Below are 19,891 nucleotides of genomic sequence, written 5' to 3' on the forward strand. Positions count from 1 at the left end.
CCGCTGCGGGGTGCTTGAAATGTCACGTTGCTGTCGCCCTGTCTTGTCGTCTTCCTGCCTAGAGCGCGGCAAAAAGGGAGTCAAGCTCACGCCGGTGGCCGTCTCGGAATCCCCGATGGTTTCCAAACTTAGTGTTTCGCTTCGCCGTCACATGCGTTAAGGAGCGGCAGTTGAATTCTATAGAGTAAGCCGGACAAGAATGGCCGCCATGACAGACAAGACACCGTACTATATCACCACCGCGATTTCCTACCCGAACGGCAAGCCACATATCGGCCATGCCTACGAATTGATCGCGACGGATGCGATGGCGCGCTATCAGCGCCTCGACGGCAAGGATGTCTTCTTTCTGACGGGAACCGATGAACACGGCCAGAAGATGCAGCAGACGGCGCGTGCCGAAGGCATTCACCCGCAGGAGCTTGCCGATCGCAACTCGGGCGAATTCCAGGCGATGGCCAAGTTGCTGAACGCCTCGAACGACGACTTTATCCGCACGACGCAGGAGCGACACCACGAGACCTCGCGGGACATCTGGAACCTGATGGCCGAGAACGGCGACATCTACAAGGATTCCTACGCCGGCTGGTACTCGGTTCGCGACGAAGCATATTATCAGGAAAACGAGACGGAGCTGCGCGCCGACGGTGTGCGCCACGGACCGCAGGGTACGCCGGTTGAGTGGGTGGAAGAGGCGAGCTACTTCTTCAAGCTTTCCGAATACCAGGACAAGCTGCTTGCGCTCTATGAAGCCAACCCCGATTTCATCGGTCCGGCCGAGCGCCGCAACGAGGTGATCTCCTTCGTCAAGTCAGGGCTCAAGGATCTCTCGATTTCGCGCACGACCTTCGATTGGGGCATCAAGGTTCCGAACGACCCCTCGCATGTCATGTATGTGTGGGTCGATGCGCTGACCAACTACATCACCGCAACCGGCTATATCGAGGACAAGAACGGCCCCAGGGCAAAGTACTGGCCGGCGGACGTTCACATCATCGGCAAGGACATCATCCGCTTCCACGCCGTCTATTGGCCCGCCTTCCTGATGTCGGCGAAGCTGCCTCTGCCCAAGCGCGTCTTCGCGCATGGCTTCCTGCTCAACAAGGGCGAGAAGATGTCGAAGTCTCTCGGCAACGTCGTTGACCCGGTCAATTTGGTGAACCACTTTGGACTCGACCAGGTCCGCTACTTCTTCTTGCGCGAAGTCTCATTCGGCCAGGACGGCAGCTACAGCGAAGAGGCGATCGGCACCCGCATCAATTCCGACCTTGCCAATGGCATCGGCAACCTCGCCAGCCGCTCGCTGTCGATGATCGTCAAGAACTGCGACGGCAAGATCCCCGAATGCGGCCCGCTGGCAGACGAGGACAAGGCCATGCTGGCGCAGGCCGACGCACTTCTTGCCTCGACCCGGGACGACATGAAGAAGCAGCTGATCCATCGCGCCCTCGCGTCGATCATCGCACTCGTGTCCGAGACCGACCGCTACTTTGCCGGCCAGGAGCCGTGGGCATTGAAGAAGACCGATCCGGCGCGGATGGGCACCGTGCTCTATGTGACGGCGGAAGTCGTACGCCAGCTCGCGATCCTGCTTCAGCCCTTCGTGCCTGGATCGGCAGACAAGCTGCTCGATCTCGTCGCGGCCCCGGCAGACAAGCGCGACTTCGCCGCACTCGGAGAGGCTGGTCGCCTTGTGCCGGGTACGCCGCTCGAAGCGCCGAAGCCGGTCTTCCCGCGTTACGTTGCGCCGGAAGCGTGAGGCTGTCATGCTGATCGACACACATTGCCATCTGGATTTCGCCGATTTCGAGGAGGAGCGCGACGAGATCGTCAAGCGCGCCCACGATTCAGGTGTGAAGCAGATGGTGACGATCTCGACCCGTGTCCGCAAGCTCGACGGATTGCTCGCGATCACTGAGAAGTACCCGTCTGTCTTTTGTTCGGTCGGCACTCATCCGAACAGCGCCAATGAAGAGCTGGATATTCAGACAGACGATCTCGTTCGTCTCGCAAGCGCCCATGAGAAGATCGTCGCGATCGGCGAAGCGGGCCTCGACTATTTCTACGACACGCAGACGCCGGAGGACCAAAAGACCGGGTTCCGGCGTCATATCGCAGCCGCCCGCCAAACCCAGCTTCCTCTGGTCATTCACAGCCGCAGCGCCGACGAGGACATGGCTGCGATCCTGACCGAGGAGACGGGGAAGGGCGCCTTTCCCTTCATTCTGCATTGCTTCTCTGCAGGGCCGGAACTTGCAAGGACCGGAGTCGAACTCGGTGGCTATATTTCCTTTTCCGGAATCGTGACCTTCCCGAAGTCGGAGGAATTGCGCGACATCGCAAAGACGGTCCCGCACGACCGGCTGCTGGTCGAGACGGACGCGCCGTATCTTGCGCCGAAACGCTGGCGCGGCAAGCGCAACGAGCCGTCATATGTCGTCAACACCGCCGAGGTGTTGGCCGAGACGATCGGCCTCAGCTATGCCGAAACTGCGCGCATAACGACGGACAACGCATTCCGCATTTTTTCAAAGATGCCAAGGATCTGAGGGCGTGGGCTACCGGCGGCGTTTCACCATCCTCGGTTGCTCGTCCTCGCCCGGCGTGCCGCGCATCACAGGTGATTGGGGTGCCTGCAATCCGGCAAACCCGAAGAACCGCCGGACCCGCGCATCCTTCATGGTGCAGCAGTATGACGACAACGGCGGCGTCACTACCGTCGTCATCGACACCGGCCCGGATTTCCGCGAGCAGATGATCGCCGGCCGCGTCAAGTACGTCGATGCGGTCCTCTATACCCACGCGCATGCCGACCACATTCACGGACTGGACGACCTGCGCGGATATTACTTCGGCTCTGAGCAGCGCGTTCCGATTTACGCCACTGAGATCACGATGGACCGTATCCGGCAGGGATTTTCCTATTGCATGGAAACGCCGCCCGGCAGCAACTATCCGCCGATCGTAGAAGCCAAGATCATCGAGAGCATTGACGTGCCGTTGCATATCAGCGGTGCCGGCGGCGCTATTTCATTTTGCCCGCACGCTCAACAGCATGGCGACATCATCTCGCTTGGATTCCGCATCGGCGATGTCGCTTATTGCAGTGATATCAGTGACTTTCCGCCGGAGACCGTCGCAAAGCTTGAGGGGCTTGATGTCCTCATCATCGATGCCCTGCAGTACCGCTATCACCCGAGCCATCTGTCGCTGGAGCAATCATTGGACTGGATCGAGCGCCTGAAACCGAAACGGGCGATCCTGACGCACATGCATACGCCCCTGGACTACGACACCGTCATGGCCGAGACGCCGGAACATGTCGTCCCGGCTTACGACCAGATGAGTTTCGACGTCGAACTGGCCGAACTCGAGTGCGCATAGGATTCACCCAGCGCGCTTTCGTGCTCAGGGCGTTTGCTCACCCGGCGCTTCGCCGGCGCAGTTCCCGTTCGGCGGCGACATAATTGCGCCAGCCGCCGTATCCGGTGATGTCGGTTGCACCCGCGATGGCCGCCGCTTCGACCAGAAAACCCTTTGCGGATGTCCCGTCGGATAAGGAGATCGTGCCGATTCCGAGCGGCGAGGGGATTGCCGCGACAAACGCCCCAAAGGCCGCAGGAGTCAACCGCCAGACCTCGATATCGATTTCAGAGCCCTTGCCAGCATCGACGCGAATGAGACCCGGCTTGGCCGGGATCTGTCCGGCGAGTGCATAGAGACGATAGGCATCCGATGTGCGGGCTTCTCGTGAAAACCGGGCATCAAGATCGCGCAGCTGTCCGTTCAATTGCATCCCCGAAAGGTGAGCGCCGACCACTACGAGGTCGATCAGGCCTTCGTTGCCTGCGACGACCGCTTTTGCCGCCGGCGGCAGCGGCCAGCCGGTGGCGCCGAGCGTGACGCCGGCCGTTTGGTGGATGTCGCGGGCGACCGCCGCCGTCAGGCCGTCTCGACCTGATACCGCGAGGAAGGTGATACTGGCCGGCAGGCCGTCGGCGCGCCTTCCTGTCGGAACCGCAATGCCGCACATGTCGAGCAAGTTGACGAAGTTCGTGTAGGTGCCGAGCCGCGAATTCTCTCGGATCGGCTCTGCCGCGAGATTGTCGAGCGTATAGTGTGTCGGCGCGGTTGGCACGCAGAACAGATCGACGGAGGCGATCAGCGGTTCCAGCTTTCGCTTGAGCGCTTGCAGGGCATAGAACCCCTTGAACGCCTCAACCGCGGAAAGCGTCCTGGCAGAGCCATAGATCTTCCGCGTAACGGGGTGGAAGATCTCCTCTTTCTCATCGAAGAAATCCTTCACTGCGGCATAGCGCTCCGCCACCCAGGCGCCCTCATAGAGCAGATTGGCAACCTCGTAGAAATCGCCGAACGGCACCTCCACCAGCCGATGGCCAAGGCGCGTGAGTGTCGCCAGCGCATCGTTGTAGGCGGCCTCCATGATCGTGTCGCCGAAGAACTGGCGATCCTCTTTGGCAGGTATGCCGATAGCAAGCATCGGCGGCAATGGATTGTAGCCGGTTGCAGGGATGGCTTTCGAGTAGGGATCGTCGCGATCGTGTCTGGCCGCGACGCCGAAGACCCGCCAGACGTCGTCAACCGTGGTTGCGAAGACGGAGACGCAATCGAGCGTCCGGCAGGCAGGCACGACGCCGGTGGTCGAAAATGCGCCGACGCTCGGCTTTAGGCCGACGATGTTGTTGAGCCCGGCCGGTATGCGGCCGGAGCCGGCGGTGTCTGTTCCGAGCGCGAAGCTGACGATGCCTTGCGCCGTCGCAACGGCAGAGCCGGAACTCGAGCCACCGGGGACCAGCGTCGGATCGATCGCATTGCGCGGGATCGGATAGGGTGAGCGGACGCCAACCAGTCCTGTCGCAAACTGGTCGAGATTGGTCTTGCCGATGACCATCGCGCCGGCTTGCCTCAGCAGCCGGACCACGGTCGCATCGCTGGTAGGAAGATAGGCATATTCCGGGCAGGCGGCCGTCGTCGGCATGCCCGCGACATCAATGTTGTCTTTCACGGCGAAGGGAATGCCCCAGAGCGGCTTTGCGGCAGGATCGAACGCGCCCAGCGCCTCGGACTGGGCGGCCAATGCCTGGCGGTCGGCGATGTGCAGAAAGATCCCCGGGTCGCTAACCTCGGCGATACGCGCGAAGATGTGGTCGATGATCTCCACGGTCGTGCCGCCGTTTCCGTAGAATGCGTGCAGCGATGCGATATCGAAAGCCGGTCCGCCGGTCATGCTCTTTCCTCTTCGAGAAGTCTTACGGGTCGATCCCACTGGATCAGCACCACACAGCCGGTGTCGCTCCAGACGGAGTGCTCGGTTCCGGCTGCGTTGACGACATAGGTGCCCTTGCCGTAGTTGCCGGCCTCGTCCGACTGCGTGCCTTCCAGGACAAGGATCGTTTCGAGCCCCTCGTGGCGATGGCGCGGCACGGCTGCGCCCGCCTCGTACTTCAACAGGGCAACCCCCGGCTGGTCGCCTTCGAACGGCTGGATCCAGTGGATGGTGACATCCTCCCGGAACGGTCCGAACGGCACCTCCTTCCAGCCGCCCGATGTGAGCAGTTCGCGCGTCGTCTCAGGCATGGCCGATGACCTCCAGAATATCGTCGACATGCGCCGTCCAGCCGACGATCCCGCCCTGGGCACGGATCATGGCGATGGCGGCGTCCTTGAACTCAGGAAAGTAGCTCTCTGTCGCCTCCTCGGCGAGCAGGCATTCGTAGCCGCGATCGTTCGCCTCGCGCATCGTCGTCTGCACGCAGACTTCGGTTGTGACGCCGGCAAACACCAGCTGGCTTATGCCCTTCTGCTTGAGGACGTCGCCTAGCTCTGTCGCGTAGAACGCGCCCTTGCCTGGCTTTTCGATGACGATTTCGCCGTCGATAGGCGCAACCTCAGGTAAAATCGCCGTGCCCGGCTCGCCGGCGATCAGGATGCGCCCCATCGGCCCCTCGTCACCGATCCGCAGGCTTGGTTTGCCGCGATTGCGCTTTGCCGGTGGCAGGTCCGAGAGGTCGGGCCGGTGGCACTCCATCGTGTGGATCACAGGCAGCCCGGCATCGCGAAATCCCTTGATCAGCCGTTTGACGACAGGCACGATCTTCGTGATCCGGTCGACATCGTTGCCGAGGCTGGCGCCGAAGCCGCCCGGCTCCGCAAAATCGCGCTGCATGTCGATGACCACGAGCCCCAGCTGGTCGCATTTTACCGGGAAGGCGAAAGGTCGGGCTTTGATTTCAGCCATCAGTGGTGTCCTGCCATATGCGCGCCGATGATCGAAATGTCGGCTGCCAGCGCCGGCGTTTCATAGACGAGCTTGCCATCGGATATGACCACGATGGGGTCGGACATCTCCAGCAGTTCGTCAAGGTCTTCCGAAAGCAGCAGTACGGCGGCACCTGAATTGCGCGCTCTCATAATGCGGGCCCGGATTTCCGCCACCGCCGAGAAGTCGAGGCCGAAGCAAGGATTGGATACAATCAGCAGATCGACTTCACCGGTCAGTTCGCGCGCCAGAACGGCCCGCTGCACGTTACCGCCGGAAAGGGCGGCGATCGGTGAGGACGAGGAGGCGGCTTTCACCTTGAAATCGGCAATCAGGTCCGTTGCCCGCTTCTTCATCTTACTCGTGCTCAGCCAGATCGCATCCTTGCCGTTCGCAGTGAGGTCGAAGGTGCGGAAGGCGAGGTTTTCGCTAACCGTCATGCGCGGCGCACAGGCGTTTTGCAGCGGCTCTTCAGGGATGAAGCGGACGTGGTTCTTGCGGGTCTCGTGACGCGTCGCGCCATACGCTCCGCCGTTGACCGTCACGGTGCCGGCATGCTTCGGGCGTTGGCCAGCGAGGATCTCGGTGAGTTCCTTCTGACCGTTGCCGGATATGCCTGCGATGCCGACGATCTCGCCGGACCGGACGGTAAGGTTCTCGATCTCGATCGTTTTCAGTCCGGAGCGATCTGCCGCCTTCACCCGTTCCACTCTGAGCACGGGCTTGGCGGCCTGGGAGACCGGCACGCGAGTATCGAGTTCGGCAAGTTTCACGTCGCCGATCATCATGGAGGCCATCTCGGAGGTCGATAGTTCGCCCACGTTCCCGCCGCCCACCAGCTTGCCGCGCCGCAAGATCGAGACAGCATCGGCGAATTTGGTAACCTCATGGAATTTGTGCGAGATCATCAGCACGGTCAGCTCGCCGCGCTCGGTCATGCTGCGCACCAGCCCCAGCATTTCATCCGCCTCGGCGGGTGTCAGCACCGATGTTGGCTCGTCCAGCACAAGGAAGCTGCGGCCGAGATAGAGCTGCTTGACGATCTCAAGCTTCTGCTTCTCGCCTGCGGCGAGCTCGCTCACCGGGCGGTCGAGCGGGATCTTGAAGGGCATGCGCTCCATGAAGGCGGCAAGATCCTTGCGCTCCCTAGCCCAGTTGATGACGACCGGCACCGCGGGACGGCTGATGACGAGGTTTTCCGCACCCGTCAACGACGGCACCAGCGTGAAATGCTGGTAGACCATGCCGAGCCCATAGGCGGCGGCGTCTTTTGGCGAGGAAACCGCCACCTCGCGACCGTCCACTGACAGCGAGCCGGAGGTCTGGTGATAGAAACCCATGATGCATTTCACCAGCGTTGACTTGCCGGCCCCGTTCTCGCCAAGCAGCGCATGGAAGGTGCCGGCAGGTATATCGACCGAGACACGGTCGAGCGCGGTGAAGCTACCAAACCGCATGGTCATGTCGAGCGTCTGGATTCCCACGGCCCTTCCGGCCTGGGGAAGGGGCGTGTCGCGTACGATGCTCACTTCACTTTTCCTTTCCAACAATGATGGCGACTGAAGCGCAGGGGGTAGGCGCTGGTTCCAGGCAGCGCGGTCGCGCAACGAGGGCATCAGGGAAGCGCCTCGATGAGAGCCGTGGAATCGGAAACGGAGCCGAAGACGCCTCCCTGCATCTTGACCATCTTGATGGCCGCGAGGTGATTGCCGTAGTCGGTCGCGCCACAGCAGTCTTCGAGAAGCAGGCATTCGAAGCCACGGTCGTTCGCTTCGCGCATCGTGGTCGAGACGCAGACATCGGTGGTGATGCCGGTCAGGATGATATTCTCGATGCGCTTTTGGTTCAGGATCAGCTCCAGGTCGGTGGCGCAAAAGGATCCCTTGGCGGGCTTGTCGATGATCACTTCACCCTCGAGCGGATAGAGTTCTGGAATGATGTCCCAGCCCGGCTCGCCGCGAACCAGAATGCGGCCACAAGGACCGGCATCGCCTATGCCTGCGCCGATGCGTTGCGAGCGCCAGCGCTTGTTGGCAGGCAGGTCGGCGAGGTCGGGGCGGTGTCCCTCGCGGGTGTGGATGACGTGGTACCCCTTGGCGCGCATCGCCGCGAGTACAGTCTTGATCGGTTCGATCGGCGCTTGCACCAGGGTAAGGTCATAGCCCATGTGATCGACATAGCCGCCCTTGCCGCAGAAATCCGTCTGCATGTCAATGATGATGAGCGCCGTGTTCTCCGGCCGCAAGGCGCCGTTGTAGGGCCAGGGGTAGGGGTCGGCGTTGACATAGTGCCCTTTAGTTTCGACCATCGCGTCCATCGTCAGTCTCCTATTCTGCCGCAAGTTTGAATGCTTCGCCATGGCGCTGGCCGGCGTGTTGGATCGGGCCGGAGTAGTCAAGATCACTCATGAGCGGATCTCTCTATTTCGTAAGTGACAATGCGCCCGGCGCGCCAGCCAGCGCGCGGGTGGGCGAGGAGGTGGCGATGAGAATGGCAAGCGTCAGCACGTAGGGCGCCGCGTAGAAGAGGTAGTATCCCTGCGTGACGTCGACGGATTGGAGCGCCGGGCCAAGCGCGCCGGTGCCGCCGAACAGCAGGGCGGCGAGGAAGCAGCCGATGGGATTCCATCGGGCAAAGATCACCAGTGCTACGGCCATCAGACCCTGGCCGGATGAGATACCTTCGTTCCAGGAGCCCGGATAGTAGAGCGAGAGATAAGCCCCGCCCACGGCGGCCAGCGAGCCGCCGACGGCGGTGGCAAGCAGGCGAACGCGATCCGGATTGATGCCCATGGCGCGTGCCGCATCGGTGCTGTCGCCCACGACGCGCAGCACGAGGCCGATCCGGGTGTTCTTGAAGGCCCACCACAGCGCAAAAGCGAGGAGGGCACCCAGGATGAAGAGCACGTTGATGTTGAGCGCTGCCTGGATTTGCGGCAGGCCGGACCATGAGCCGAGCGGAATCGACGGCAGATGCGGCGCCACCGGCTTGATGAAGGGTTTGCCGAGGAAGAAGGCGAGGCCGAGCCCGAACTGCATCATGGCGATACCGATCGCGATATCGTTGACCTTTGGCCATTTGCATATCCAGCCGTGGAGCAAGCCGAAGATTGCGCCGGTTCCCATTGCCGCCAGCACGCCGAGCCAGGCCGACCCGCTCATGACGGCAACGGCGTATGCCGTCATCGCGCCAAAGACGAGCGTGCCTTCGAGGCCGAGATTGATGCGGCCGGAACGCTCGGTAATGGTCTCACCGAGGCTGACGAAGATGAAGGGGGTGGAGACGCGGATCGCGCCTGCGAAAATGGCGAGTGGAACGCCCCAGATGCCGATGCCGGTTTCTTCCATCATGCGCTCCTTTTCCAAAGGTCGGGATTGAAGATCTTGAAGCGACCGTAGAAGGTCTCGCAGAAGAGGATGACGATGAAGAGCGTGCCCTGCAGCACCAGAACGGTTGCGTCAGGCAGGGCCATGCGGCGCTGGATAAGCCCACCGGAGGCATCGATGCCGCCGAGAAGGATCGAAACGGGAATGATCGCCAGCGGGTTGTGCCGCGCCAGGAATGCAACGAGGATGCCCGTATAGCCGTAGCCTGCGGCGAGCGACGCATTGGCGCTGCCCTGAACTGCGGCGACCTCGATCATCCCCGCCAGCCCCGCGAAGCTGCCTGCAATCGCCGTGAAGCCAACGATCAGGCGGCCGACCGGCAGACCCTGGATCTGTGCGGCGCGAACATTGCCGCCGGAGATGCGGGCGGCAAAGCCGTAGCTCGTCACCTCGATCAGGATCCAGGAGAGGATGCAGGCGACGACGCCGATGGCGAGCCCCCAGTGCACGTCCATTCCGGGCATCTTGCCCAGCATGTACTCGGCTGGCAGCGGCGTCGTCGACGGCTTGTTCAAGCTGGCCGGATCGCGAAGCGGTCCCTCGACGAACTGGTTCATCAGCGCGATCGCGATATAGGCGAGCAGAAGCGAAGAGATGGTTTCGTTGACGCCGCGATAGTGGCGGAGGAATCCGGAAAGCCCGATCCAGATGCCGCCGACGACCATGGCGGCTGCCGCCATCAGGATCAGGACGAGAAGGGCGGGAAGCGTTCCGACGAAGGGCAGGGCGATGGCAGCGGCCGCGACGCCGCCGAGCACCACGGCACCTTCGCCGCCGATGATGACGAGCCCGAGACGGGCCGGCAGCGCAACGCAAAGGGCAGTGAGGAGGAGCGGCGCAGAGCGGCTGAGGCTGTTCTGGACGGAGAACCAGCTGCCGAAGCCGCCCGTGTACATCAGTTGGAAGAGGACGGTCGGCGCCTTGCCGACCGTCATGATGAAGAGGGAGAATAGCGCCAGCCCGATCAAGATCGCGCCGAAACTGATAGCAATGGGTTCCGCTCGTCGCGCCAGCCACTCCAGCATCGGCCGGACCAGCGACCGCTCTGGAGCGATGGAAATTGCGGGGTTGTTCGCCTCGACTGTCATGACGCATCTCCCTTGTGGCTTAAGCCGTGGATCCGACGACGCCTTCTACAAGGTAGTCCATGCTCTCGAGCTCGATCGCGTCTTCCGCATAAGCCTTGCCGGCAGCGACGATGACGTTGCCCTTGCTGTCCTTCATTGGTCCCTTGAAGACCGAGAACTTGCCGGTCATCATCTCGGATTGGGTCGCCTCGAACTTGGTCCGGGATTCGGCCGAGACGCCGGGACCGAGCGCGCTCATCTTGACGAAGCCATCCTTTAGTCCGCCGCGCACGAAGTTCCCGAGTTTTTCGCCCGCCTGTGCCTTCTTGACGAAGTCGGAGTAGACGTTGCCCCAGGCCCATTCCGCGCCTGTGAGGTATTTCTCAGGTGCCAGCGGGCTCTGGTTGGCGTGATAGCCGCAAACGAAGGCGCCACGGCCGGCGGCCGTCTCGACAACCACCTTGGGGCTGTCGACGTGGCAGGTGATGACATCGGCGCCCTGATCGATCAGCGCGTTGGTGGCTTCTGCTTCCTTGACCGCCAGCGACCACTCTCCAGTGAAGATCACCTGGCAGGTGATCGAGGGGTCGATTGAGCGTGCGCCGAGGAGGAAGGAGTTGATGTTCTGCAGAACCTGAGGGATCGGTTTGGCCGCGACAAAACCGATCTTTTTGCTCTTCGACGCATAGCCGGCCGCAATCCCGTTCAGATACTGGCCCTGGCCGATGTAACCGAAGTAGGAGCCGGTGTTCATCGGGTTCTTGCCCTCCTGCCAGAGGCCGCCGCAATGGCGGAACCGGATGTCGGGATACTTCGCTGCCATTGCCAGCATATGCGGGTCAAAATAGCCGAACGACGTCGGGAAGATCAGTGTCGCGCCGTCAAGATTGATCATCGACTCCATGGTCTTCTGGACATCGACCGTTTCCGGCACGTTTTCTTCCTCCACGACGGTGACGCCTGATATCGCCTTGAGGGTGGCAGCACCTTCGGCATGTGCCTGGTTATAGCCATAGTCGTCCTTCGGGCCGACGTAGATAAAACCGACCGTCAGCGCAGTTTGCGCGAAAACACGGCTCGGCAGAAGTCCGGCTGTCATGGCGAGCGCACCGAAAGCGGAAGCTTGGAGGAAGTTGCGACGGTTCATGGAAAGGAGTTTGGTCATTGGGATGCTCCTTGCGGCGAAGGCCGATTTGAAAAGATGTTGCAAAAAAGTGTATGCAATGGACATGCCAGATTCTAAGTAATTGACTTGTTTATTAAAAAATAATTGGCATCGCGGCTCTGTGTAAACTGCATGCAGTTATATGTGCTGTTTGATTAAAAAATAATCGATGATTAAATAAAGAACATCACTGTCGATGATGAGGTGCGATGGCAGGTGTACAAGCAGTCATAAACCATTATCGAAGCCAAATTATTTGACTTCGGGCGTACGTGCATGCATCTGTATGCAGTCGAGAAGAGCAGATTGTACACGTGAAGCAGATCAGACGCAGGCAAGTGATCAGGGCCGGGACCACCGTCGAGCAGATGGTGCGAGCCATAGCGGACATGATCGTGACTGGCATTCTTTTGCCGGGTGAGAAGCTGGACGAGATTTCTCTCGCCACACGCTTCGATGTGTCGCGAACGCCGGTCCGCGAAGCTCTTCGCGAGCTTGGCGCCATGGGGTTGGTTGAGCGCGAACCGAACCGTAGTGCCGTCGTTGCTAACGTGACCGAGGCCTACCTTCATTCGATGTTCGAAGCGATGTCGGAGCTGGAAGCCATATGTGCGCGCCTTTCGGCGGAACGTATGACGGTCGACGAAAGGCGAGCGCTGGAGCTTGATCACCGGGCATCGGCGAAGCTTGTACACGCCGGCGCGGATGAGGACTATGCCGCACACAACACTGACTTCCATACGCGGATTTATCGCGGCGCCCACAACGACCACATCTATGAACTGGTGACGCAAACCCGGGCTCGCCTGGCGCCCTTCCGTCGTGCGCAATTCAGGCTGCCCGGACGTCTGGCAAAGTCCTATGACGAACACGACGGGATAGTCACCGCCATCATGCGCGGTGATACCGCAGCGGCCAGCCAGGCTGCTTACTCGCACGTTACAATCGTCAGTGATGCAAGTATCGTCTTTGCGTCGCCTAAGGACGATTGATGTTGCCACTATAACTTAGAAAAATCTCGCATCATATTGCAATATATAAGTATTATAGTCGAATTACATTCGATCCGCCGACTGTCCGCAGGCCGTTTCGAAATTACAGTCCTGGTTTGGTCGTGCCATCTGGCCGCATCGCTGCTTGTCACGTCAGGACAACTCGGTATCGGCTCTGGTAGCGTACACGCAATTCTCGCTCGACGATGCCGGCCTCCGCGACCTTTGCGCCGATCGCCGTCCAGACAGGGATCAGCAGCTCCGCGCCGAGCGAAAGTGTTCCAGCACCGTAGACATGCTCGTTGGCCTTGCCGATTTCCTGCGTCGGCCGCACGAGGATGTCAAGTCCTGCCGCTGATGGCGGAGCTCCGCCAGCATGCCATTGATCGCCACCGTCGGTTGCGAAAGGCAGATGCGGTCCATGCTGCTCGGTGGGACGCAATCGGCGAACTCGCGATCGTCGTGTCGGCCGCCAGTCCGGCAAAATCCTGGGTATTGAGCTCGTTCCAGAAAAGGGCGTCAGCAATAGCCGTGTTCCTCGTCATACGGTATTTTCACCCTGACAAAGGAATATCGCGACATCCGAAAAGCCCTAGTTTTTGTCCGTGCCGCTGCCTTTCTGAGGCCGGTGATCTATGGTTTCGGCCGATTAGCATGAGGTTTTTGTTCCATAATCTATCTTATGCGATCTTCTGGTGTAGCCGCAAAGTTAGAATGTCCTGTTTCTGCAAAGTTGGAATGTCACACTCCCCGGGTCTGAAGGATGCCTGGGAGATTGCGGATGGGATTGATTGCGATGAGCGAGCGCGATCTGCAGCGGATCGAGATTTTATCGAAGGTGGTCGGCGGTCGCATGACGACAGTGTCGGCGGCGCATGTGCTTGACCTGAGTACGCGTCAGGTGCGCCGGCTGTTGGAGCGGATCCGCTGTGGCGGTGCGGCGTCGATCCGGCACCAGGCGATCGGCCGGCCGTCGAACAACCGGATCAGCGATGGTGTTCGCGATTACGCGGTGACGCTGGTTCGCGAACGCTATGCGGATTTCGGGCCAACCTTGGCAGCCGAGAAGCTTGCCGAGCGCGATGGGCTGACGGTGTCGCGCGAGACGTTGCGGCAATGGATGTCGGAGGCCGGCCTTTGGTTGTCGCGCAAGCAGCGCCGGACGTTTCATCAACCGCGATTGCGGCGTGAGGCCTATGGCGAGCTGCTACAGATAGACGGCTCCGAGCATCGCTGGTTCGAAGGTCGCGGCGATCGGATAGCAACGGGGCGTCACGTGCCCGCCTTTTGCCCCGGCACCGAGTCCGAACGCGGTTCATACTATTGCGGGCCGTCCAGCACTGTTCTGACTTTCCTTGCGAGCTGATCGAGGCTGAATGGCTTCTGCAACAGGTTCGTTCCTGGATCAAGGATGCCATTGTGGACGACGGCGTTTCGGGTATATCCGGTCGCATAGATCACCCGTATTCCCGGTATATGCCGCCGCGCGAGTTCGGCGAGTTTTCGACCGTTCATCTCGGGCATGACGATATCGGTCAGCAGCAGATCGAACGTCCTTCCGTTCTCCAACAGTTTTAGTGCCTCCTGACCGCCTGCGGCACTCGTGACTTCATACCCCAGGTCAATCAACGCCTCCTCCGTGAATTTTCGGACGCGTTCTTCGTCCTCGACGAGGAGAATGGTCTCAGCGCCGCCTCGCGGCATTTCGTGTTGGATACTCCTGGCGTGATCGACGGCCGCGGCATCGCCGTAGAGACGCGGCAGGTAGATTTTGATGGTCGTGCCGACGCCCAATTCCGAATAGATCTTGATGTGTCCGCCCGTCTGGCGCACAAAGCCGAACACTTGGCTCAGTCCAAGACCGGTTCCCTTCCCGACCCCCTTCGTCGTAAAAAACGGATCAAAGGCTTTCGCCGCGATCTCACTGCTCATGCCGGTGCCGGTGTCGCTGATGGCGATCATCACGTATTGCCCCGTCGTAAGGTCATATTCGCGGCCATAAGCCTCATCAACGTGCGTGTTTGCGGTTTCAATCGTGAGTTTACCGCCGTCTGGCATGGCGTCGCGCGCATTCACAGCCAGGTTGAGCATTGCGTTCTCGAGCTGCGCAACGTCCGCCTGCGCCTTCCAAAGGCCCGCCGCGAGGACGGTTTCAACGCGGATATGTTCTCCAAGTGTGCGGGTCAGAAGCTCGCTCATTCCCACAAGCATCCTGTTGCCGTCGACAGCCTCCGGCGATAGCGGCTGCTGACGGGAGAAAGCAAGCAGGCGCTGCGTGAGCGAAGCCGCCCGCTGCGCGCCTTCCATCGCTCCCGACACGAAGCGCTCGAGATCGGTTTCACCGCGTTCCAGCCTTCGTTTAAGAAGGTTGAGGCCGCCCATGATGACCGCCAGATTGTTGTTGAAATCATGAGCAATCCCGCCGGTCAGCTGACCGATTGCTTCCATCTTCTGCGACTGGCGAAGCTGCGCCTCGGCTTTCATGAGATCAGCCGTTCGGTCATCGACCTGCCGCTCGAGTGAAACCGTCAACTGTCTGAGCTCTGTCTCGGCGCGCCGCCGCTCCACCGCCTGGCGCGTTCGCTCGGCCACTTCCCGGATGAAACGAAGCTCCTCGGGCAACCATTCGCGTGCCGTCGCATTGTTGATGAACAGCATTGCGACGAGTCCGTTGCGCTCTCTGATCGGAATATTGACGATCGACAGCGCGCTGACCTCGCGCAGAGCCTGAATGTTGCCTTGTGTCCGACTGTCCCTTTCCGCATCTGCAAACACGACGGTCTCACCCTGCTTGAGGTCATCGATAAACGTTCCATAATCGCGCAGGCGGACGGTCCCGCGCAACGACTTTACGCCGTCTGCAGTCCAATCCTTGGCTATTGTGACCGTCTCGGTATCAAGGTCGATCGTACCGTAACCTGCCCGGCTGGCCTCCAGCAGCATGCCGAGCATACGGGCGGCCGCGAAAGCGATCTCGTCAGGGTTGTCGAGTTGCCTGATTTGCTCCTGCAGTTCGATAACGGCAGATTGCTGGATCTCGGCGGTTTTCATTTCGTGAATATCGGTACAGCTTCCATACCACCTTGTAATCTCGCCCTCAGCGTCGACAACAGCGTGCGCCCTGCCGATGACCCACCGGTAGTTTCCCGATCGGTGCCTTAGACGATATTCGACCTGATACGGCTCTCCGGTCGCAAGGCTGAATTTCCAGCTGTCCCATGCCCTCCCCTGATCGTCCGGATGAAACATCCCGTTCCATGCCTCGCCGTCAGTGGAGCCATCGGGAACGCCCGTGTATTCATACCATCGATCGTTGTAGTAATCGTGATAACCGTCCGGACGCGTCGACCAGATCATCTGGTCGATGGAGTTGGTAATAGCCTTCAACCGCTCTTCGCTTTCGCGCAGACGCCGCTCGTAGCTGGTCCGATCCGTGGTCTCTTCGACGATGCAGATGACGCCAGCGACCGCGCCGTCGTCCTCATGAACTGCTGAATACGAAATATTGAAGGTGACAGTTTCCGGATGGCCGTGGCGCGTGATGGAAAATGGCCGATCCTTCGCCAGGACCGGTTCTCCCTGCTCGCGAACCTGATCGAGCAGCGGCTTCAGATCGTCCCAAAGCTCAGCCCAATTCTCTTCTGCCGGACGTCCGAATGCGCGGGGATGCTTATCGCCGATTGTCGGCATGTAGGTATCGTTGTAGAGAGCGACGTACCCCTCGCCCCAGAACATGACGATCTGAACCGGGGCGTTGATCATCAGGTCGAACGCTGCACGAAGCGTGGGGCTCCATCCTGCAGGATCCCCGAGTGGGGATCGAGTCCAGTCGGCCGTATGGAGGAGAGTCCGGATGGCACTTGAGGGAGGCGTTTGGCTAAGCGGCATCGGCTCGACTTGAATGATTGTGACTGAATGGTTGACCCATCAGCAAGGGACAGGGCGACAACGCGACTATGTGGGGCAATGCTCCGAGAAGGAAAGAGGCCCCGCCGTTCATCGAACCTTATTCCCGCCAGCCACAGGGAGCGACTGCCGCATCCCATATAAGTTGACAAAACAGGTAAACTTTTGCAGGACCATTTGGCAATCCATTTTCCGAAAATTGACCCAGATGCCAACCGGAGATGCCCAGATGTTCCCACCATTCCTGACGATGTCACAGATACACTACGGTGCCGGAAAGAAACCCATTCTCTCCGGCATCGATCTGACGCTGGACACAGGGCGAATCTATGGGCTCATCGGCCAGAATGGTTCCGGCAAGAGCACTCTCCTGAAGATCATCGCGCGCCAGATCGAACCGACAGCGGGAATCGTTGTTGTGCAGGGAGAAGCCGCCTCCAAGTGGGGCGGGAGAGCGTTTGCGCGCCAGGTGGCCTATATGCCCCAATTCACGCCGGCGACGGATGGCATGACCGTGCGCGAGCTTGTTGCGCTCGGCCGTTTTCCCTGGCACGGCACACTCGGACGCTTTACGCAGGCGGATCGTGACATGGTTGACGAAGCCATCCGGCGAACCGACCTTGAAAAGTTCGCTGACCGCCTTGTCGCAAATATGTCGGGCGGCGAGCGACAGCGGGCTTGGATCGCGATGATGCTGGCGCAGAATGCGCGCTGCCTGCTGCTGGACGAGCCGACCTCAGCACTGGACCTCGCGCATCAGGCGGGGGTACTCTCGCTCCTGCGGGAGCTTGGCCATGAGCGAGGCCTGACTATCGTGGTCGTCCTTCACGATATCAACCTGGCATCGCGATACTGCGATGAAATCGTTGCGCTGGAAGGTGGCTTGATTTCAGCCCGCGGGAGGCCGAAAGATATCGTACAGGCCGATGTGCTGCAGTCTGTCTTCGGCGTCGCGATGGGTGTGTTCCCGCACCCGGTCAGCCAAGAACCGGTCAGTTATCTGCTATAGGCTCCGGTGGCCCTGCCTCTTATCGTCGTCCATTGCTCTATGCGGACGCTTTGGTATGCTGCGCAAGGTGCAGCCGTCTATAGGGTCCCGCCTGGCGCACCAGCTCGCCATGGCTGCCCTGCTCCACGACGTTGCCACCGTCGATGACGCAGATCCGGTCCGCGTCGGTAATCGTTGCGAGGCGGTGAGCAATGACCAATGTCGTACGGCCTTGCGAGAGCTCGGCAAGTGACTGCTGGATTGCACGCTCGGTCTCGGTGTCAAGTGCCGACGTCGCCTCGTCGAGAATCAAGATCGGCGGGTCCTTCAAGAAAATCCGGGCGATCGCAAGACGCTGCTTCTGGCCGCCCGACAGCTTGACGCCGCGCTCACCGACGATCGTGTCCATGCCGTCAGGCAGCGCTGCAATCACATCTTCCAGACGGGCGCGACGCGCCGCTTCGATAATATCCGCCTCGGTGGCCTCAAGCCTGCCGTAAGCGATGTTTTCGCGCATCGTGCCGGCAAACAGGAAGACGTCTTGCTGCACGATGCCGATCCCGGATCGTAGCGATGCGAGCGTCATGTCGCGGACATCGACACCATCAATGGAAATGCTGCCGCCCGTGACGTCGTAGAAACGTGGAAGAAGCGAGCACACGGTGGTCTTCCCGGCGCCGGAAGGCCCGACAAAGGCGATGGTCTCGCCAGGCGCGATGATCAGGTTTAGGCCCTGCAGGATCGGCTTGCCGGGCTGATACTCGAAGGAAACGTCACGGTAGGTGATTTCGCCCCTTAACCGCGGCATCACCCGGGCACCCGGCCCGTCTGCGATGTCAGCGCTTGTATCAAGGAAAGCGCTGTAGCGTTGGAAGCCGGCGACGCCTTTGGGGTAGGTCTCGATGACCGAGTTGATCTTGTCGATCGGTCGGAAGAAGACGCCGACAAGCAGCAGAAAGCCGACGAAGCCACCGGCAGACAGCTCGCCCTTGGTGACGTACCAGGCGCCCGCCAGCATGACGACGACCTGCACGAAGCGCATGGAAAGATACGACAGCGATGTCGAGGCCGCCATTGCCCAGTAAGCCTGCAGCTTGGTTGCCAGATAGCTCGCATTATTGGCGGCAAACAGTCTGCGTTCGTGGTCCTCGTTGGCAAATGCCTGAACGACGCGGATGCCGCCGACCGTCTCTTCGATTCGGGCGTTGAAATCGGCGACCCGGCCATAGAGCGAATGCCAGGTCGTTGTCATCCGCCGCCCGTAACGTGTTGTCACCCAAGCGGTAACAGGCACGATCAGGGCGGTCAGAATGGCGAGAGGCGGATGCACCCAGAACATCAGGAGGAAGGCGCCGATCAGTGTCATGATGGCGATGAATACGTCTTCGGGACCATGATGGGCGATTTCACCGATCTCCTCGAGATCTTTCGTCAGCCGCGCCACGAGATGGCCGGTCTTCTGGTTGTCGAAATAGGAAAATGACAGCTTCTGCAGATGGTCGAACGCCTTGGCCCGCATCTCCGTTTCGATCTTCAGCCCCAGCATATGACCCCAGTAGGTGACGATCACCTGCAGGCAGGCGTTGACGACGTAGATCGCGAGGAGCCCAAAGGCAGCCAGCGTGATCAGAGCGAGCTGCCCCGTCGGCAGCAACCGGTCGATAAACAGGGTGACCGCGACCGGAAACGCCAGTTCCAGCAGGCCGGCGGTGACCGCACTGCCGAAGTCGAGAACGAACAATCCCCTGTGCGGGCGATAATAGCCAGCGAAACGCTTCAGCAGCGATGAGCTACTCATCCTCGATCCTTTCAGGAATCCATATCGCCGATATGATCCGATCTATCCGGGCCGCTCGTGCATGGACGATAGAAAATTCGGCAGGCGATTGAAAAACACCGGGTCGAGTTTCATTCGCATCAAAGGTTTGAACCGATATCCAAATCTTGGGCGCTAAAGTCAAGTTACATTCTCGTGGACTTTCCACGCGAGGTGCGAGGGGATCAACCTCGGACGAGCGGCCTCATGATATCCTCATTTGCGACATCGTTGCCATCCAGAGAGAACGAAGGCAGCCGTGATCTACTTCGAACGCCAGTACCGTAACGT

General features: G+C 60.3%; 16 protein-coding genes and 1 pseudogene. 6 read left to right on the plus strand and 11 right to left on the minus strand.

The window, feature by feature from the left end:
* Window positions 1–208: 208 nt before the first annotated feature.
* From metG to AC1D2R_RS03895, 3 genes are read left to right on the plus strand one after another with little or no spacing between them, the layout of a single operon-like run.
* Window positions 209–1,759, plus strand: a complete 1,551-nt coding sequence (gene metG, locus AC1D2R_RS03885) for a methionine--tRNA ligase (protein WP_477964946.1) — start codon at window positions 209–211, stop codon at window positions 1,757–1,759.
* Between the two features lie 7 nt (window positions 1,760–1,766).
* On the plus strand, window positions 1,767–2,549 hold the full coding sequence (locus tag AC1D2R_RS03890; RefSeq protein WP_477964948.1) for a TatD family hydrolase: 783 nt from the start codon (window positions 1,767–1,769) through the stop codon (window positions 2,547–2,549).
* Between the two features lie 4 nt (window positions 2,550–2,553).
* Window positions 2,554–3,384, plus strand: a complete 831-nt coding sequence (locus AC1D2R_RS03895; protein ID WP_477964950.1) for an MBL fold metallo-hydrolase — start codon at window positions 2,554–2,556, stop codon at window positions 3,382–3,384.
* A gap of 37 nt (window positions 3,385–3,421) precedes the next feature.
* Here the strand turns inward: AC1D2R_RS03895 and atzF are convergent, their stop codons facing one another.
* The 8 genes from atzF to AC1D2R_RS03935 all read right to left on the minus strand — a co-directional run bounded on the left by atzF (window position 3,422) and on the right by AC1D2R_RS03935 (window position 11,898).
* Window positions 3,422–5,248, minus strand: coding sequence for an allophanate hydrolase (atzF, locus tag AC1D2R_RS03900; RefSeq protein ID WP_477964952.1), 1,827 nt, complete (start codon window positions 5,246–5,248; stop codon window positions 3,422–3,424).
* Window positions 5,245–5,598 (minus strand): cupin domain-containing protein, encoded by a 354-nt coding sequence (locus AC1D2R_RS03905; protein ID WP_477964954.1) that lies wholly within the window; start codon window positions 5,596–5,598, stop codon window positions 5,245–5,247. Before AC1D2R_RS03905 ends, atzF begins: the two co-directional genes overlap by 4 nt.
* On the minus strand, window positions 5,591–6,259 hold the full coding sequence (locus AC1D2R_RS03910; RefSeq protein ID WP_477964956.1) for a cysteine hydrolase family protein: 669 nt from the start codon (window positions 6,257–6,259) through the stop codon (window positions 5,591–5,593). The genes AC1D2R_RS03905 and AC1D2R_RS03910 overlap by 8 nt, the downstream gene beginning before the upstream one ends.
* Complete coding sequence (locus AC1D2R_RS03915; RefSeq protein WP_477964958.1) at window positions 6,259–7,809, minus strand: ABC transporter ATP-binding protein; 1,551 nt, start codon at window positions 7,807–7,809, stop codon at window positions 6,259–6,261. The genes AC1D2R_RS03910 and AC1D2R_RS03915 overlap by 1 nt, the downstream gene beginning before the upstream one ends.
* 86 nt (window positions 7,810–7,895) lie before the next feature.
* Window positions 7,896–8,597 carry a biuret amidohydrolase gene (gene biuH, locus AC1D2R_RS03920; RefSeq protein WP_477964960.1) on the minus strand — a complete coding sequence of 234 codons (702 nt, stop codon included), beginning with the start codon at window positions 8,595–8,597 and terminating at the stop codon, window positions 7,896–7,898.
* Window positions 8,598–8,700: 103 nt separating this feature from the next.
* Window positions 8,701–9,627 (minus strand): ABC transporter permease, encoded by a 927-nt coding sequence (locus tag AC1D2R_RS03925; protein ID WP_477964962.1) that lies wholly within the window; start codon window positions 9,625–9,627, stop codon window positions 8,701–8,703.
* On the minus strand, window positions 9,627–10,754 hold the full coding sequence (locus AC1D2R_RS03930) for an ABC transporter permease (protein WP_477964964.1): 1,128 nt from the start codon (window positions 10,752–10,754) through the stop codon (window positions 9,627–9,629). The genes AC1D2R_RS03925 and AC1D2R_RS03930 overlap by 1 nt, the downstream gene beginning before the upstream one ends.
* A 19-nt stretch (window positions 10,755–10,773) precedes the next feature.
* Entirely contained in the window at window positions 10,774–11,898 is a 1,125-nt protein-coding gene (locus AC1D2R_RS03935; RefSeq protein WP_477964966.1) for a BMP family ABC transporter substrate-binding protein, read from the minus strand.
* A gap of 314 nt (window positions 11,899–12,212) precedes the next feature.
* Between AC1D2R_RS03935 and AC1D2R_RS03940 the strand changes: the two genes are divergently transcribed.
* Complete coding sequence (locus AC1D2R_RS03940) at window positions 12,213–12,890, plus strand: GntR family transcriptional regulator (RefSeq protein WP_477964968.1); 678 nt, start codon at window positions 12,213–12,215, stop codon at window positions 12,888–12,890.
* 148 nt (window positions 12,891–13,038) lie between these two features.
* Here the strand turns inward: AC1D2R_RS03940 and AC1D2R_RS03945 are convergent, their stop codons facing one another.
* Window positions 13,039–13,416, minus strand: a complete 378-nt coding sequence (locus AC1D2R_RS03945; RefSeq protein WP_477964970.1) for a creatininase family protein — start codon at window positions 13,414–13,416, stop codon at window positions 13,039–13,041.
* A 255-nt stretch (window positions 13,417–13,671) separates the two neighbouring features.
* On the opposite strand from AC1D2R_RS03945, the pseudogene AC1D2R_RS03950 reads away from it, so the two are divergent.
* A pseudogene (locus AC1D2R_RS03950) lies at window positions 13,672–14,142 on the plus strand (helix-turn-helix domain-containing protein); the annotation flags it as partial.
* Between the two features lie 68 nt (window positions 14,143–14,210).
* Here AC1D2R_RS03950 and AC1D2R_RS03955 read toward each other — a convergent pair.
* The gene (locus AC1D2R_RS03955) at window positions 14,211–16,652 is read right to left on the minus strand and encodes a PAS domain-containing protein (RefSeq protein WP_477964972.1); all 2,442 of its coding nucleotides are present in this window, start codon (window positions 16,650–16,652) and stop codon (window positions 14,211–14,213) included.
* 373 nt (window positions 16,653–17,025) lie between these two features.
* Here AC1D2R_RS03955 and AC1D2R_RS03960 point away from each other — a divergent pair, with 373 nt between their 5' ends.
* Complete coding sequence (locus AC1D2R_RS03960) at window positions 17,026–17,805, plus strand: ABC transporter ATP-binding protein (protein ID WP_477964974.1); 780 nt, start codon at window positions 17,026–17,028, stop codon at window positions 17,803–17,805.
* 37 nt (window positions 17,806–17,842) lie between these two features.
* On the opposite strand, the gene AC1D2R_RS03965 is transcribed toward AC1D2R_RS03960, so the two are convergent.
* The gene (locus AC1D2R_RS03965) at window positions 17,843–19,582 is read right to left on the minus strand and encodes an ABC transporter ATP-binding protein (protein ID WP_477964976.1); all 1,740 of its coding nucleotides are present in this window, start codon (window positions 19,580–19,582) and stop codon (window positions 17,843–17,845) included.
* Window positions 19,583–19,891 lie beyond the last annotated feature (309 nt).

The organism is Rhizobium sp. P1_C7 (genome assembly GCF_056406295.1).